This window comes from Streptomyces sp. NPDC044033 (genome assembly GCF_056434425.1).
This window is the reverse complement of sequence record NZ_JBWKFF010000020.1, coordinates 121068-135700: the sequence shown is the minus strand read 5'-3', so window position 1 is coordinate 135700 and position 14633 is coordinate 121068. Positions and strand designations below refer to the sequence as shown.

13 protein-coding genes are annotated in these 14633 nt (G+C 73.1%); 2 read left to right on the top strand and 11 right to left on the bottom strand.

From position 1 onward, the window contains the following. Positions 1-148 precede the first annotated feature (148 nt). Positions 149-529: a VOC family protein gene (locus tag AC07AB_RS30470; protein WP_478573502.1), complete on the bottom strand. Its 381-nt coding sequence runs from the start codon at positions 527-529 to the stop codon at positions 149-151. Positions 530-777: 248 nt separating this feature from the next. On the opposite strand from AC07AB_RS30470, the gene AC07AB_RS30465 reads away from it, so the two are divergent. Next, on the top strand, positions 778-1479 hold the full coding sequence (locus tag AC07AB_RS30465; protein WP_478573500.1) for a GAF and ANTAR domain-containing protein: 702 nt from the start codon (positions 778-780) through the stop codon (positions 1477-1479). Here the strand turns inward: AC07AB_RS30465 and AC07AB_RS30460 are convergent. From AC07AB_RS30460 to AC07AB_RS30435, 6 genes are all read right to left on the bottom strand, one after another. Beyond that, positions 1439-1903 (bottom strand): STAS domain-containing protein, encoded by a 465-nt coding sequence (locus AC07AB_RS30460; protein ID WP_478573498.1) that lies wholly within the window; start codon positions 1901-1903, stop codon positions 1439-1441. The genes AC07AB_RS30465 and AC07AB_RS30460 overlap by 41 nt on opposite strands. Before the next feature lie 396 nt (positions 1904-2299). Beyond that, positions 2300-3799 (bottom strand): purine-cytosine permease family protein, encoded by a 1500-nt coding sequence (locus tag AC07AB_RS30455; protein WP_478573496.1) that lies wholly within the window; start codon positions 3797-3799, stop codon positions 2300-2302. Between the two features lie 234 nt (positions 3800-4033). Further along, a complete protein-coding gene (locus AC07AB_RS30450) occupies positions 4034-4789 on the bottom strand; it encodes an enoyl-CoA hydratase/isomerase family protein (protein WP_478573493.1) in 756 nt (251 codons plus the stop codon). Further along, entirely contained in the window at positions 4790-5983 is a 1194-nt protein-coding gene (locus tag AC07AB_RS30445; protein WP_478573490.1) for an acyl-CoA dehydrogenase family protein, read from the bottom strand. A 41-nt stretch (positions 5984-6024) separates the two neighbouring features. Further along, positions 6025-8103, bottom strand: a complete 2079-nt coding sequence (locus AC07AB_RS30440) for an acetate--CoA ligase family protein (RefSeq protein ID WP_478573487.1) — start codon at positions 8101-8103, stop codon at positions 6025-6027. Next, entirely contained in the window at positions 8100-8900 is an 801-nt protein-coding gene (locus tag AC07AB_RS30435; protein ID WP_478573484.1) for an SDR family NAD(P)-dependent oxidoreductase, read from the bottom strand. Before AC07AB_RS30435 ends, AC07AB_RS30440 begins: the two co-directional genes overlap by 4 nt. Positions 8901-9105: 205 nt before the next feature. Between AC07AB_RS30435 and AC07AB_RS30430 the strand changes: the two genes are divergently transcribed. Next, on the top strand, positions 9106-9729 hold the full coding sequence (locus AC07AB_RS30430; RefSeq protein ID WP_478573482.1) for a TetR/AcrR family transcriptional regulator: 624 nt from the start codon (positions 9106-9108) through the stop codon (positions 9727-9729). Positions 9730-10143: 414 nt separating this feature from the next. On the opposite strand, the gene AC07AB_RS30425 is transcribed toward AC07AB_RS30430, so the two are convergent. From AC07AB_RS30425 to AC07AB_RS30410, 4 genes are all read right to left on the bottom strand, one after another. After that, positions 10144-10599, bottom strand: coding sequence for a tellurite resistance TerB family protein (locus AC07AB_RS30425; RefSeq protein WP_478573479.1), 456 nt, complete (start codon positions 10597-10599; stop codon positions 10144-10146). A gap of 87 nt (positions 10600-10686) precedes the next feature. Continuing rightward, a complete protein-coding gene (locus AC07AB_RS30420) occupies positions 10687-11718 on the bottom strand; it encodes a rod shape-determining protein (RefSeq protein WP_478573477.1) in 1032 nt (343 codons plus the stop codon). A gap of 234 nt (positions 11719-11952) precedes the next feature. Further along, on the bottom strand, positions 11953-12366 hold the full coding sequence (locus AC07AB_RS30415; RefSeq protein WP_478573474.1) for an SH3 domain-containing protein: 414 nt from the start codon (positions 12364-12366) through the stop codon (positions 11953-11955). Positions 12367-12527: 161 nt separating this feature from the next. Beyond that, complete coding sequence (locus AC07AB_RS30410; protein WP_478573471.1) at positions 12528-14210, bottom strand: bifunctional 3'-5' exonuclease/DNA polymerase; 1683 nt, start codon at positions 14208-14210, stop codon at positions 12528-12530. Positions 14211-14633 lie beyond the last annotated feature (423 nt).

The following is a 14633-nucleotide window of genomic DNA, read 5'->3' as shown; positions in this document are numbered from 1 at the left end:
GGGCCCACTTTTTCCCCCCTCCCCCCCCCCCCCACCCCCCCCCTTCCCTTCTCCTCTTCCCCGCGGGGGCGGCGTGCCGCTCGCCTCTTTTTTTCCCCCCCCCCCCCCCCCCCCCCCACCTCCATGTCCGATCGTCAGCTGTCAGCCGTCAGGGCGCCGTGGCCAGCGTGAACGAGTGGCCGGCGGGGTCGGAGTAGGTCCGTACGTCCCGCGGCCCGTTGTTCTCCTTGGTGTCGATGGGCCGCGCGCCGAGGTTCACCGCCTCGCGCTCCGCTTCGTCCATGTCCTCGCGGGCGACGACGATCCGCAGATGCGCCTGCTGGGAGTCCTCGGGACGCGGCCAGCTCGGCGGCGCGTAGCCGTGGTCCCGGTGGATGGCGAGGAAGACGCCGTAGCGGCCGGCGACTTCGACGAAGTCGGGATCCTTGCCGAGGCGGCTCTCCCCGCCCAGCAGACCGGCGTAGAACTCGGCGAGTTCCTCGGGCTCCGCGGAGTCCAGGACGAGGACGGTGGTCTTCTCTACGGTCATCGTCTACCTCTCTGAGAAATCGGCCGGGACAGGCCGCATCGGGCTGAGTCAGGCCGGAGAAGGCCACCTTCCGTGTCCCCCGCCGGACCCCTCCCAAACAGCCGGCCCGCTGACCCTTCACATGTGCCGGTCGTGGAGGTGAATTTCCACCTTTACGCAGGATTACTGTTCCGAACGCGGCTAACAGGGCAGGCGAACAGGGGAGAAGAGTCCGGCGGCAGTGGACGGAGACCATGGACGAGCACGTCGTGGCAAAGACATTCGTGGAACTGGCGGGCAGCCTTGACGCCGCCTTCGACCCGCCGTCCTTCTTCCGCCTGCTCACCGACCGCTGCGTGGGGGTGCTCGGCGCGAACGCCGCCGGGGTGCTGCTCGCGGACCGGTCCGGCGAACTGAGGGTGATGGCCGCCTCCGACGAGCGCGCACGACTGCTGGAGCTCTTCGAGGTGCAGCAGGAGGAGGGCCCTTGCCTGGACTGTTTCCGGAAGGGCGCCGCCGTGGCCGTGCCCGACGTGAACACGGAGGCTGAGCGCTGGCCGCGGTTCGTGGACCAGGCCCGCCACCGCGGCTTCGCGGCGGTCCAGGCTCTGCCCATGCGCTGCCGGAGCGAGGTCGTCGGCGCCCTGAACCTCTTCTGCGCCGACCCCTGGATCTTCGAGCCGGTCGGCTTGACCATCGCCCAGGCCATGGCCGACGTCGCGACCATGAGCCTCGTGCGGCAGCGCTCCATTCGGCGCGGCGAACAGCTCAACGAGCAGTTGCAGACGGCCCTGGACAGCCGGATCGTGATCGAACAGGCCAAGGGGAAGCTGGCCGACCGCTTCGGCGGCGACATGGAGCGGGCGTTCGCCGCGCTGCGCCGCTACGCCAGGTCGCACAATCGCCGGCTGTCCGACGTGGCCCGCGACGTCATCGATGGCCGCGTATCGCCGCCCGCTCCGCCCGACTGACCCCCGGCCGCCCCGACTCCGCGCGCGTCCCGGCCCGCTTGCCTGCCCGCAGCGGGGCCGGATCCGCTGCCTCCGGGAAGACCGCGAGGCGGCGGCGGAGCCCGCTCGCTCCCAGCGCGCGGTTCACGGCGGTCGACGGCGCGAGAATCCGCAGTTCGCCGCCGAGGGAGCGCGCCCGGCGGGCGGTGGCGACGAGCACGCCGAGGGCCAGGTCGTCGCAGTGGGTGACGCCCGACAGGTCGAGGACGATCCGGACACCGGGGCCCTGCGCCATGCGAAGGCGTTCGCGCAGCCGAGGCACGGTGGTGAGGTCCAGACTTCCACTGACGTCGATCACCGAGGTGACGGGTGCCGCGGGCGCCAAGACGGTTGCCGCACGGGTCTGATGAGGGGCGGCGGGAGTGGTTTCGAGACCTAAGAGCATGGTGCGCGCCTCCTCGGAACGGAGCGGTTCGCATGTCGCCGGGTCCGGGGCGCACAACTCAGAGTAGCCCCGCTCGCGCGCCGCGAACAGCGCCGGTGCAAAGTCGTCCGGCATACGCGCGGGCGCGCGCCGACTCCTGTTGCGCGCGTCGCGAGCGGTTCAGTACGGGCGACCGCACGAGTGGTTCCGTGCGTAGGAGCGACCGTATGAGCGGTTCCGCGCGTACGGGTGACCGTATGAGCGGGTCCGTGCGTAGGAGCGACCGTATGAGCGGTTCCGCGCGTACGGGTGACCGTATGAGCGGGTCCGTACGTAGGAGCGACCGCACGAGCGGTTCCGCGTATCCGGACGATCGCACGAGCGGTTCCAGTACGGGCGGGCCGCAAGCGAAAGGCGTTACTCCCCGTCCGGGTCCAGCCCCGCGTCCGCCGCCGCGATCGCCAGGCGTTCCGCCGGCAGGTCCAGCGAGCGGCATACGAGCAGATAGACGCCCGCCGATACGAGCAGCCCGACCGGCATCGAGACGTCCAGGCCGCCGAGGAGCCGGGCCATGGGGCCTTCGGCGTCGCCGATCACCGAGAACGGCAGCATCACCGCGAAGCCGGTCCCGTACGCGGCCAGCCCCCGCCAGTTCCAACGGTGGTAGATGCCGCGCGGGTTGAAGATCTCCCGGATCGAGTAGCGGCCCCGGCGCACCAGATAGAAGTCGGCGAGGTTGACGGCCGTCCAGGGGGTGAACAGGGTGCCGAGTACGGAGAGGAAGTGGCCGAACTCCTCGACGAAGTTCTCGCTCGCGCCGAACGCGATGGCCGTCGAGACCACGGCCACGATGACCAGCGCGCCGATCCGCCGGGCGACGGTCAGCCGGAACCGGCCGAGCGAGTCGAGGCTGGACAGCAGGGTGAGGCTGCCGCCGTACACGTTCAGCGCGCCCATCGTCAGCAGCGGCAGCACCGTGACGATCAGCAGCACCACCCCGAAGCCGCCGAACGCCCGGTCCCCCGCGGAGATCACCGACTCCACGAGGCTCTTCCCGGGGAACAGCCCCGCCGCCACCGTGCCGACCAGCATCATCCACGCGCCGCCGACGCCCGCGCCCAGATAGGTCCACCAGAAAGAGGAGCGGACGCCGACCGACGGCGGCAGATAGCGGGAGTAGTCCGAGACGTAGATGGACCACGAGAGCTGGTAGACGGCGGCGGTGAACATCTGGATCAGGAACGGGGTGAGCGCGAAGGAGCCCAGGTCGAGCTGTGCGTGTGTGAAGGGGCGGACGGCGATGACGCAGACCGTGAAGAGCGCCAGCGCCGCGATCACCACGTACGTGAGCCAGCGGGACGCCTTGTGGATGACGTCGTAGCCGACCACGGCCAGCACGACGGCGATCACCGCGTAGCCGATGTAGCTGGCCCCGGCCGGCACCTCGGCCAGGTGGTCGAGGGTGGAGCCGACCAGGATCTGGTTGAAGGCGTTGTAGCCGATGTACGTCGTCAGCGCGACCAGCCACACCAGCAGCGCCCCGATGAATCCGAACTGCGGCCGCGACTGCACCATTTGGGGCAGTCCGAGCTGCGGGCCCTGGGTGGAGTGGAAGGCCATGAAGAACGTGCCGAGCGCGCAGCCGAGCACCACCGCGATGGCCGTCCAGATGAGGTTGCCGCCGAGCCCGACGCCGATCGCGCCGGTCGCGACGGTGGCCAGGTGGGCGTCCCCGGCGAACCACACGGGGAAGAGGTGCCACACCTTGCCGTGCCGCTCGGCCAGCGGTACGTAGTCGATCGACCGGGCCTCGATGACCGGCTTGCGGCCGCCGCCCGGGGGCGGTGCCTCAGTCCCCGAACGTGCCGGGCCTTCGGCACCCGTGGTGCCGGGTGACCCAGTGGTGCCGACTGCCATGTCGCGTCTCCTCGCTGCTGATCGCTGGTGGGCTGCTCGCTGTCTCTCCTCGGCCGGGCGGGCGGTCCGGCGGTACGGGTGTACGGGCGTACGGGCAGGGCGGGGCGGCACGGGTTCGGGTCGTACGGAGGCCGTACGAGGGCCGTACCAAGGTCGTACGAGCCCCGTTGCGAACCCCGCCGGCCCCGCATCCCATCCCCCACCGCAGCCGCTTCGGTGTCAGCCGCCTCGGTGTCAGCCGGTGCGGTTGAGCGCCGCGTAGGCGAGCCGCTCCAGCAGGAGCGCGGACTCGCGCGGCGCGTCCGTCGCGGCGGTGATCACCTGCTTGGTGACCGACACGGCCAGCGGCGGGTGCCCCGCCAGCTCGCCCGCGATCTCCAACGCCCGTTCCAGATGGGCCCCTTCGGGCGTGACCTCGCTGAGCAGCCCCCACTCCCGCGCCTCGGCCACCGGCATCCGGCGGGCCCGCAGCACCAGATCCCGGGTGCGGGCGGGCCCCACCGCCCGTACCAGCCGGGTGATCCCCCCGGAGCTGGGCAGGATGCCCAGGCCGACCTCCGGCAGGCCCAGCCGCGCCGTGGCGTCGGCGACGCGGATGTCGGCGGCGAGCGCCAGCTCCAGGCCGCCGCCCAGGCAGTGGCCCGCGATGGCCGCGACCGTGGGCTGCTCCAGGGCGGCGACCTCCTCGTAGACCGCGCCGGACGCCCGGTAGTAGGCGGCTATCGCCTCCGGTGTCATCTCGCGCAGCTCGCCGACGTCCGCCCCGGCGGAGAACACCGTCGGGCCGCCGGTGATCACCACGGCCCGGCTGGTCCGTACGGGCTCCGAGCGCACCGCCGCGAGGAGTTCGGCCTCCAGGTGGGTGGAGAGCGCGTTGAGTTTCGCCTCGCGGCGCAGGGTGAGCACGGCGACCGCGCCGAGGCGCGCGGTGTGGACCGTGCCGAGGGCGCCGTCCGCGGTCCCGCCCGCGCCCGTGGGATCGGCGCTCACTTACGCCTCCGTCCGGAAGGAGAGCAGGCCCGGCAGGCCGCGCTTGTCGATCTCGTTGGCGATGACGAGGCGCTGGATCTCCGAGGTGCCCTCCCAGATGCGGTCCACGCGCAGCTCGCGCCAGATCCGCTCGACGGGGTAGTCGCGCATGTAGCCGCGGCCCCCGAAGATCTGCTGGGCGCGGTCGGCGACCCGGTTGGACGCCTCCGAGGCGGCGAGCTTGACCGTGGCGGCCTTGGCGTGCAGCAGTTTGCGGCCGTTCACCGTGTCGTCGGCCTGGTCGAACTCCCAGGCCACCTGGTGGGTGAGGGCCCGGTTGGTGGCGATGTCGACGACGGAGTCGGCGAGCATGCCCTGGATGAGCTGACGTTTGATCAGCGGCTCGCCGCCCTGCATACGGCCGCGGGCCCACTCGGTGGCCAGCGACAGGGCCCGCTCGGCGGCGCCGATGGTACGGGCGCCGATCATCAGCCGCTCCTCGGTGAACCAGTCGCGGGTCAGCTCGTACCCCTGGCCGACGCCGCCGAGCACGGCGCCCGCGCCGACCCGTACGTCCTCGAAGACGAACTCGGGGTGCTCGTAGACGAAGGTGTGCGTGTAGCGCGGGGTGCGCTTGAGGGTGACGCCCGGGTGGTCCTTGTCGATGATGAACAGGGTGGGCGCGCCCTCGCCGTCCGCCGTCCGCACATTGGCCAGTACGATCAGGAAGTCCGCGGCGTCGCCGACCGTGACGAACCACTTCTCGCCGTTGATGACGTAGCCGTCGCCGTCCGGTTCGGCGGTGGTGGCGATGCCGGACGGGTCGGAGCCCGCGTCGGCCTCGGTGATCGCGACGGCGTCGCGGCAGCGGCCCTGGATGCCGGGGAGCAGATAGCGTTCGCGCTGCTCGGGGGTGGCGGCGCGCAGGCAGTTGGCGGGGCGCCAGACGGTGTCCCACAGAGCGTTGGTGAGCTTGCCCAACTCGTCCTGCACCACGGCCTGTTCAAGGATGCTGAGGCCCGCGCCGCCCCACTCGGCCGGCATGTTGATCGCTTGCAGGCCGCTGGCCAGCACCTCCTCGCGGATGGCGGCGAGCGATTCGGGCGGCAGCCCGTTGTCGGCCTCGCAGGCGTCCTCGTACGGCATGATCTTCTCGGCCAGCCCGGCCGCGCGCCGCTTCAGCTCGGCCAGCCGGGGGGTGAGGGCGAACTCCATGTGCTGCTCCTTATGACGTACTGCGCGTTGAGGGTTGCGGTTCAGTTCTCCAGGACGATCCGGGCGTCGAGCCCCAGGCAGCCGTCCGCCGTCGCGAGCAGGGGGTTGACCTCCAACTCGGCGATCTCCGGGTGGGCGGCGGCGACTTCGGTGACCGTCGCGATGGCCGCGGCGAGCGCGTCGAGGTCCACGGCCGGCTTGCCGCGCACGCCGCGCAGCAGGGCGGCGGCGCGCAGCTCGCCGAGGAGCGTGCGGGCGTGCCCGGGGGCGACCGGCGCCAGCGCGAAGACCACGTCGCGCAGCACCTCGGTGGCCACCCCGCCGAGGCCGACCATCGCCACCGGGCCGAAGCGGGGATCGCGCCGCACGCCGACGATCAGCTCCACGCCGCCGCCGAGGCCGGCCATCGCCTCGACGCAGAACCCCGGCGGGTCCAGCCGCCGCGCCATGTCGGCGTGGGCGGCGCGTACGGACTCCTCGTCGCGCAGGCCGAGCGCCACCCCGCCGGAGTCGGACTTGTGCAGCAGCCCGAGCGCCTTGAGGACGATGGGCCCGCCGATGGCGCGTGCCGCGTCGGCGGCCTCGTCGGCGGTACGGACCAGGCGGGCCGGCGGGAAGGCGACCCCGGCCGTGCGGATCAGCTCGCGCGCCGACCAGTAGCCGTCGCCGCCCACCGGGGGAGCGGCGGGCGTCGGCCGGGGCGCGTCCACCGGTGCGGCGGCGCGCCGGGCCAGCATGCCCAGGGTCCGGGCGGCGTCCTCGACCGCGCCGAAGACCGGTACGCCCTGGGCGCGCAGCTCGTCTGCGGCGGCGCTGTCCGCGCACATCGTGTGCACCACGACGGGTCTGCCGTGGCGGCGCACCGACTCGCCCATGGCGCGGGCGGTGGCGGTCTCCCGGGCGGCGAGCGCCTCGCCGTACGTTCCGTAGCCGCCGAAGTAGCCGGTGACCAGGACGGAGTCGGTGTCCGGGTCGGCGAGCAGTACGTCGAGGGTGCGGGTGAAGGAGGCGATGTCCTGTTCGCCCGCGCCCGCGAGGTCCACGGGGTTGCCGACGCCCGCGGACGGCGGCAGCCCGGCGCGGAGCGCGCCCGCCGTGGCCGGGGCGAACTCCGGTACGGACAGCCCGCACGCCTCCGCGACGTCGCAGGCGACGGAGGCGTGTCCGCCGCCGTCCGCGAGCACCGCCACCCGGCGGGCGGGCGCGGGCCCGAAGCGGTGCAGCGCGGCCAGCAGGTCGGCCATCTCGCGGGGGCTGCTGACGCGGTCCACACCGGCGGCCCGGCAGGCCGCGTCGATCACGGAGATGTCGCTGGTCAGCGCCCCGGTGTGGGACTTCGCGCCGCGCACCGAGGCGGCGCTGCCGCCGACCGTGAGGAGGACGACGGGCTTGCCCGCGGCGACGGCGTCCGAGGCGGCGGCGACGAACGCGCGGCCGTCGCCGAAGTCCTCGCAGTAGACGGCGATCAGCTCGGTGCCGTCGTGGGCGGCGTAGGCGCGTACGAGGTCGGCCGTGCCCAGGTCGGCCTGGTTGCCGAGGGAGGCGAAGCGGGAGAATCCGAGGCCGCGGCCGGCGAGGAAGGCGCTGAGTTCGAGGGCCATGTTGCCGCTCTGCGAGATCAGCCCGACCGGGCCGGCCGGCAGCGGGTTGGAGGCGAGGTAGAGCCCGCTCGTACTGTCCAGCACACCGAGGCAGTTGGGGCCGAGCAGTACGGCGCCCGCCCGGCGCACCCGCTCGGCGAGCGCCGCCTCGCGCGCCTTGCCGTCCGCGCCCAGCTCGCCGAAGCCCGCCGTGATGCCGACGATGGCGCGCGCGCCCACGGCCAGCGCCTCCTCGACGGCGGCCTCGAACCCGGCGGCGGGCACGGCGATCACGACGAGGTCGACGGGGCCGGGCACGTCGGCGAGCGCGCGGTGGGCGGGGCGGCCCAGCACCGGTCCGCCGCGCCGGTTGACGAGGTGGACGGGGCGGTCGCCGCTCATCCGCAGCGCCTGCACGCTGATCCAGTTCCCGTACTTGGACTGGTCGTCGCTGGCGCCGACGACGGCGACGGCGCGGGGGGAGAAGAGCGCGTCGAGGTCGCGGCCGGGCTCCGTACGGGCCGTGGTGGCGAGCGTCATCGGGGTACCTCCGGGAGGGGCGCGGGTACGGGGTGGCCGGTGCCCCAGGCGTCGGCGCCGCCGTCGACGACGACGGTCGTGCCGGAGACGTAGGCGCCGCCGGGGGAGGCGAGGAAGGAGATGACGCCGGAGACGTCCTCGGGCCGGCCGAGGCGGCCGAGCGGCACGGCCTGTTCCCACCGGGCGCGTTCGGCGGCCGAGTAGGCGTCGTCGAGGCCGTCGGTGGCGATGGTGCCGGGGGCGACGCAGACCGTGCGGATGCCGTAGCGGCTCCACTCCAGGCACAGCCCGGCGGCGAGGTTCTCCACGGCGGCGCGGGCGGCGGTGGCGTGCACCATGCCGGGGATGCCGCGGCGCGGCGAGAAGGCGATGAAGAAGACCACGCCGGAGCGTTGCGGGAGCATCGCGCGCAGCGCGACCTGGCGGGTGACGTCCCAGGCGGCGTCGACCGCGAGGCGGTGCACGGCGCGCCAGCCCTTGGGCGTGATCTCCTCGGCGGGCGCGGTGAACTGTCCGCCCGCGTTGTTGACCAGGATGTCGATCCGGCCGTACGCCTCGACGGCGCGCTCCACGACCTGGGCCACCTGCTCCTCGTCGCGGATGTCGGCGGGCAGGGCGAGGCAGTCGGCGCCGGCGGCGGTGAGCTCGGCGCGCACCTCTTCGAGCGGTTCGGGGCGGCGCCCGCAGACGACGACCTTGGCCCCGCCGGCGGCGAGGTCCCGCGCCGCCGCCCGGCCGATGCCGGTGCCGCCGCCGGTGATCAGCGCGACCTTTCCGGCGTGTTCTGTGCTGCGCACGGAGTCTCCTCCTCGGGTCGACCGGAGTGTCTGACTGATGCGTCAGTTAGCTCCTTCGGCCGAGGCGCTGTCAAGAGAAAACACGGAATTGACTTGGTAGAAGGCGGTGTTGAGGGGGTGGGGCGCAGATCTTGCCTTTGACTGCCGCGTCAGTAATATGGAGACGGCAGGGAGCGACCGGAACCGATGGGGGGAGACGGCGGACATGGCGGACAGGCCCCGCAGCGACGAGGACCGCCGCGAGGCGATCCTGGAGGCCACCTGGCAGCTGATCGCCGAGCGCGGCTTCCACGCCGTGCGCATCGCGGACATCGCCAAGGTCTGCGGCACCAGCACCGGAACCGTGCACTACTACTTCCCGGGCAAGAACGACGTCCTCACCGCGGCCCTCAAGTACTGCGTGGAGCAGGCGTTCAACCGGCAGAGCGTCGAGCTCAAGGCCATCGACAACGCGCACGAACGGCTGCTCAAGCTCATCGACATGCAGCTGCCGAGAGTGGGCCGGGTCCGCGACGAGTGGTCGATCTGGCTCCAGTACTGGGCGGAGGCGGTCGTGCGCCCCGAATTCCGCCCCGCGCACAACGAGTTCTACGCCCGCTGGCACGACGCGGTCGTACGGACCGTACGACGCGGCCGACGCCAGGGCGTCTTCCGCCCCGACGCCGACCCCGAGAACGTGGCCCTGCGCCTGACCGCGCTCACCGACGGCGCGGCGATCCAGGTCCTCACCGGTGCGCCGGGCATGACGATCACCGTGATGCGGGAGCTGCTGGTGGACTTCGTCTCCCGCGAACTGGTCGACACCGGGGCCGTACCGGCGCGCGGCTGAGCTCCTGGGCGCGTACGGGCGCTGCGGCACGTACGTACGTCTCGGCGCATACGGGCGTTGCGGGGGCGTACGTACGCCCCGGCCCGGTCGCGGCGCGGCTGCGTACCGAATCCCCCCGCGGCATCTCACCGCGCCCGGCGCGTCAGCCAGGCGCGGGCGGGGCGGCGGTGGTCCGTACGCGCTTGTCGGCTGCGGACCTGTACGTGCCCGACAGGTGGGGCCCGGGCGCGCCTGCCAGGCGCGGTCCCGTACGGGCTTGCCGGGGGCGGGCAGGTACGGGCCTGTCGGGTGCGGGCCTGTACGTGCCCGACACGTGGAGCCCGTACGCGCTTGCCGCATGAGAGAGCGCAGACCGCCCTCGGCGGTCCGCGCTCCCTCAACTTCCCGCCGGACCGGCCGGCGAGGGCCCTCCGGTCAGAGGTCGAACTCGTTCGGGTCGATACCGACCGCGTAGCACGCCTCGCGGACGACGGCCTGCTCCGTCTTGTCGAAGTCGCCGTCGGCGCCGCCGATCACGATGCCGATCTGAATGACGGCCCGCGCCTCCGTGGGCTTCTTCTGCACCTTGCCGATGGTCTGCATGATGCTGACCTTGCCGAAGTCGAAGTCGGCCGTCAGCTTCTGGCAGTAGTCGTTGAAGCGCGCCTGGAGGTCGTCGGCGGGGAAGTTCTGGAGCACCTCGTTGGTGCCGATCAGCGAGGCGACGCGCTGCCGCTCCGAGGCGTCGATGGACCCGTCGGCAGCCGCCACCAGCGCACACATAGCCATGCTCGCGTCACGGAACGCCCCACTCTTGAGGTCGTTCTTCTTCGCCACCAGCTGGCCCTGCATCGTGGTCGCGGAATCCTTGAGCTTGTCCCACAGCGCCATGTGCGTCTCTCTCCTCATACAAATAGGGGTGCACAGGCAGAACTGCGGTGGGGGTAAAGAAGTTCCCAAGAGCGCCTGACGCGCTCCTCACGTCGTGACCGGGTCCAGGACCAGCGGCTTGACCCGGCCCTCCAGCATCGAACCGAGCCCCTCGACCGCGCACACATCCGCGTTCCGCGCGACGTGCACCGGCATCCCGGTCTCCGACCTGAGCATCTTGTCCAGCCCCGGCAGCCGCGCGCTGCCGCCGGCCAGCACGACGCCCCGCTCCCCGAGGTCCGCCACCAGATCGGGCGGGCAGAGCCGCAGCACCCGCCCGATGGAGTCGAGCACCGCCGTGAGCGGGGTGTGGATGGCTTCCCGCACCTCCCGGCTGTCGACCCGTACGGAACGGGCGCACCCGGTCGCGACATCCCGGCCGTGCACCTCCGCGCCCTCCCAGCCCTCCGGACCGCTCGCGCGCAGCGCCAGGTGCAGGGGGCGCATGCCCTGGCTCGGCAGCAGCAGCTCGTGCGCGTTGCGCAGGTGCTGCACCACCGCGTGGTCGATCGCGTCCCCGCCCACCGGCACCTTCTCGGCGGCCACGATCGAGCCCAGCGAGAGCACGGCGACCTGGGTGGACGCGGCCCCGCACACCACGATCATCGTCGCCTCGGCCTGCTCGACGGGCAGGCCGCAGCCGACCGCCGCCGCGATCAGCGTGTCGACCAGTTCGACGCGGCGCGCCCCGAGGCCCGTCATCGTCTCGACGGCCGCGCGCAGAGCCAGCGGCTCCGCCTCGTGCGGCACGCAGACGGCCGCCCGCAGCGACGGTTTGCGCCGCCACGCCCTGCGGACCTTGTCGCCGATGAGGAAGCGCAGCATGCGCTGGGCCATGTCGATGTCGACGACGGTGCCGCCGGAGACCGGGCGCACCACGCGGATGTGCTCGGGCGTACGGCCCGCCATCCGTTCGGCGAGCGTGCCCACGGCGATCAGGGCGCCGGTGTTGGTGTTCACGGAGGCGACGCTCGGCTCGTCCACGATGAGGCCCTGATGCTTGAGGTAGACGCGGGTGCGGGCTGCCCCGAGGTCGACGGCTACATGGCAACGGCGCAGCTGCTCAAGGCTGAGAGTCATGGGCCCATCGTGTGGTCGCGGCGACCGGGCCGCATGTCGGGATGCGCCGCACGGGGGAGGGGCGGTGACACCTCGTCAGACGGGGCCGGGCCCCACCGGACACAGCGACGGCCCGGCGCCGCTTCCGCGCGGCGCCGGGCCGTACTGCCCGTCCATACTGCTGGACCGTCGGACTGGGCAGCCGGGCCACGGGCCCGTCGGCCCGCCGCCCGATGTCCCGTCAGCCGGTCAGGCTCAGCCCACCAGGTGCTTCCCCGCCGGAACGTGGATGGTCTTGCTCCGCTGCACGTCCTTGCAGTAGGGCACGGTCCCGGTGTTGTCCACGTACTTGGCCGTCACCCAGGTGGCACGGTCCCGCAGCAGGTACCAGATGGGGTTCCCTTCGATGTTCTGCGCGCGGACCTTGCACCGGAGACCGACCTGGGCCCCGTGCTTGAGGCTGCCCTTCGTCGCGGAGTCGGTGCTGGGGTACTGGCGCTCGCGCAGGTCGGCGCTGCTGGTGACCGTGCCGTACGGCTTGGCGGGGGCGGCCTGGGCCGGGGCCGCGGCGAGCAGCGTGGCACCGAGGGCGGCGGCTGTGGCGAGAACGCCGGCGCCGGCCGCGGCCTTCTTGCCGTGAGTGACGAGGGTGGCAAGGGGGGTAGTCATGGACATGAGGCTCTCCTGATCCTTGTCGCTAATGACGAAAAATGACATTACGCGCGTCAAGCCCCTTAATTCCGGCGAAACTTCGATAAGAGAGCCGTTCGCGTGAACGTCCGGTTGGCGGGTTGTCAGATCCGCCCGTTGCCCCGCCTCGGGGCGAATCGTTACGCCTTGGCGTCCGCGTAGCACTCGACGACCGCCGTGGTGAAGGCGAACCGCACCGGCGTCTCGCCGAAGGCGACGCGCCCGGCCCGGTCGCCCGCCGCGCGGATCGCCTCGACCACGGCGCCGGCTTCCTCCTCCGGGCAGTGCACGATCACCTCGTCGTGCTGGAAGAAGACGAGCTCCGCGCGCAGCGGCGCCAGGTCCTGCCGCAGCGCGGCCAGCATCAGCACCGCCCAGTCCGCCGCGCTGCCCTGCACGACGAAGTTCCGGGTGAACCGGCCGCGGGCGCGGGCGGCGGGCGTCGTCCCGTACCCGGACGTGGATGGGGAAGGAGCCTCCTCCTGCGGCAGCCCCGCCTCCTCGGCCGCCGCCGAGGACGCCGGCGGGCACGTACGGCCGAGCCAGGTCCGTACGAGCCTCCCCTCCTCTCCGGCGCGGGCCGCGTCGTCCACATACGCGACGGCGGCCGGGTAGCGGCGGCGCAGATCCGACATGTGTCTGAGGGCGTCGCCCGAGGTCTGGCCGTAGATCGCCCCGAGCATCCCGATCTTGGCGCGGTCCCGGTCGCCCCCGAAGGCGCGCTCCGCGAGGGCCGCGTACAGATCGCCCTCGCTGCCGGCCGCCGCCATCAGCCCCGGGTCGCGGGAGACGGCGGCCAGCACGCGCGGCTCCATCTGGTCCGCGTCGGCCACCACCAGGCGCCAGCCCGGATCGGCGACCACCGCCTGCCGGACGATCTTCGGGATCTGGAGCGCGCCGCCGCCGTTGGTGGTCCAGCGGCCGGAGACGGTGCCGCCCGGCACGTACTCGGCGCGGAACCGGCCGTCGCGCACCCACGACTGGAGCCAGGCCCAGCCGTGCGCCGTATGCAGCCGGTACAGCTTCTTGTACTGGAGCAGCGGCTCGACGGCCGGGTGGTCGATCTCCCGCAGCTCCCACGCCCGCGTCGAGGTCAGCGCGATGCCGTCCCGGGCGAACGCCTTCACGATGTCGGCCGGCAGATCCGGCCGCACCCGCGCCCCGCCGAACGCCTTCGAGACCTGCTCCGCCAGCTCCGCCAGGCGCTGCGGCTCCAGCCCGCCGGGGTAGCGCTCGCCGAGCAGTTCGGCGAGCAGCCGCCGGTGCGCGTCCGCGCACCAGGGCACTCCGGCGCGGTTCAGCTCCGCCGCCACGAGCGTGCCCGCGGACTCGGCGGCCGTCAGCAGCCGCAGCCTGCCCGGGTGCTCGGCGGCGTCCATCCGGGCCAGCTGCCCCGCGTACACCTCCAGCAGCGCGTCGAGGGGATCGACGCCGGGCGGCAGCGGCACCGGGCCCGGCGCGAAGAGGGACGGCTGGGTGTCCGCGGCCCGCAGCGGCGAGTCCTCGGGCACCGGCAGCCCGCGCAGCCGCGCCCAGGCCGCGGCGAGGGAGCGCGGCTGGCCCGCCTGGCCCTCCTCATGGCCGATGAGCAGCGCCTCGGCGGCCTCCACGTCATAGCACCGCTCGACGCGGACCCCGGCGTCCAGAAGGCGTGGGTACGCCTCGGCGGTGGACCGCCAGACCCAGCGGTCGGCGTCCGGCTGCGACCGTACGGCCTCGGCGAGACCGCCGGCCGTACGAGCGGCTGAGGCGGGGCGTCCGGTGGGCGTCAGCGGGCAGAGACGGACACCCCCGTCGCTCGCCTCTGCCGCTGCCCATCTCATGCCGCTGCCCATCTCACGTAGGGAGTCTGGCAGGGGGGTCTGACAATGGGGCGGGTGTGCGCGCCGCGTGGGTGGGCGCGGCGGTTTGCGCGGGTGTGGACCCTGAGCGCGGGTGTGCGCGACGGACTGGGGGCCGGCGGCGTCCGGGCGGTGAACTGGTGGCGTCTGAGCGGCGGGCCGTTGGTGTCTGAGCGGTGGTCCGGTGGCGTCTGCGCGGCGGGCTGGTGACGCGCTCGGGCCCCGGGGTTCGGGCCGTTGGCGTCTGGGCGGTGGTCCGGCGACGCCCGAGCGGCACGGGCCGCACGGGCCGTTGACGTCCCAGCTGCGGGCCGATGACGCCCGGGCCGCGAGCCGTCGGTGCCCGAGCCGTGGTCCGGTGACGCCCGAGCCGCGGACCCTCACCGGCCCGCGCCTCGGGCAGGT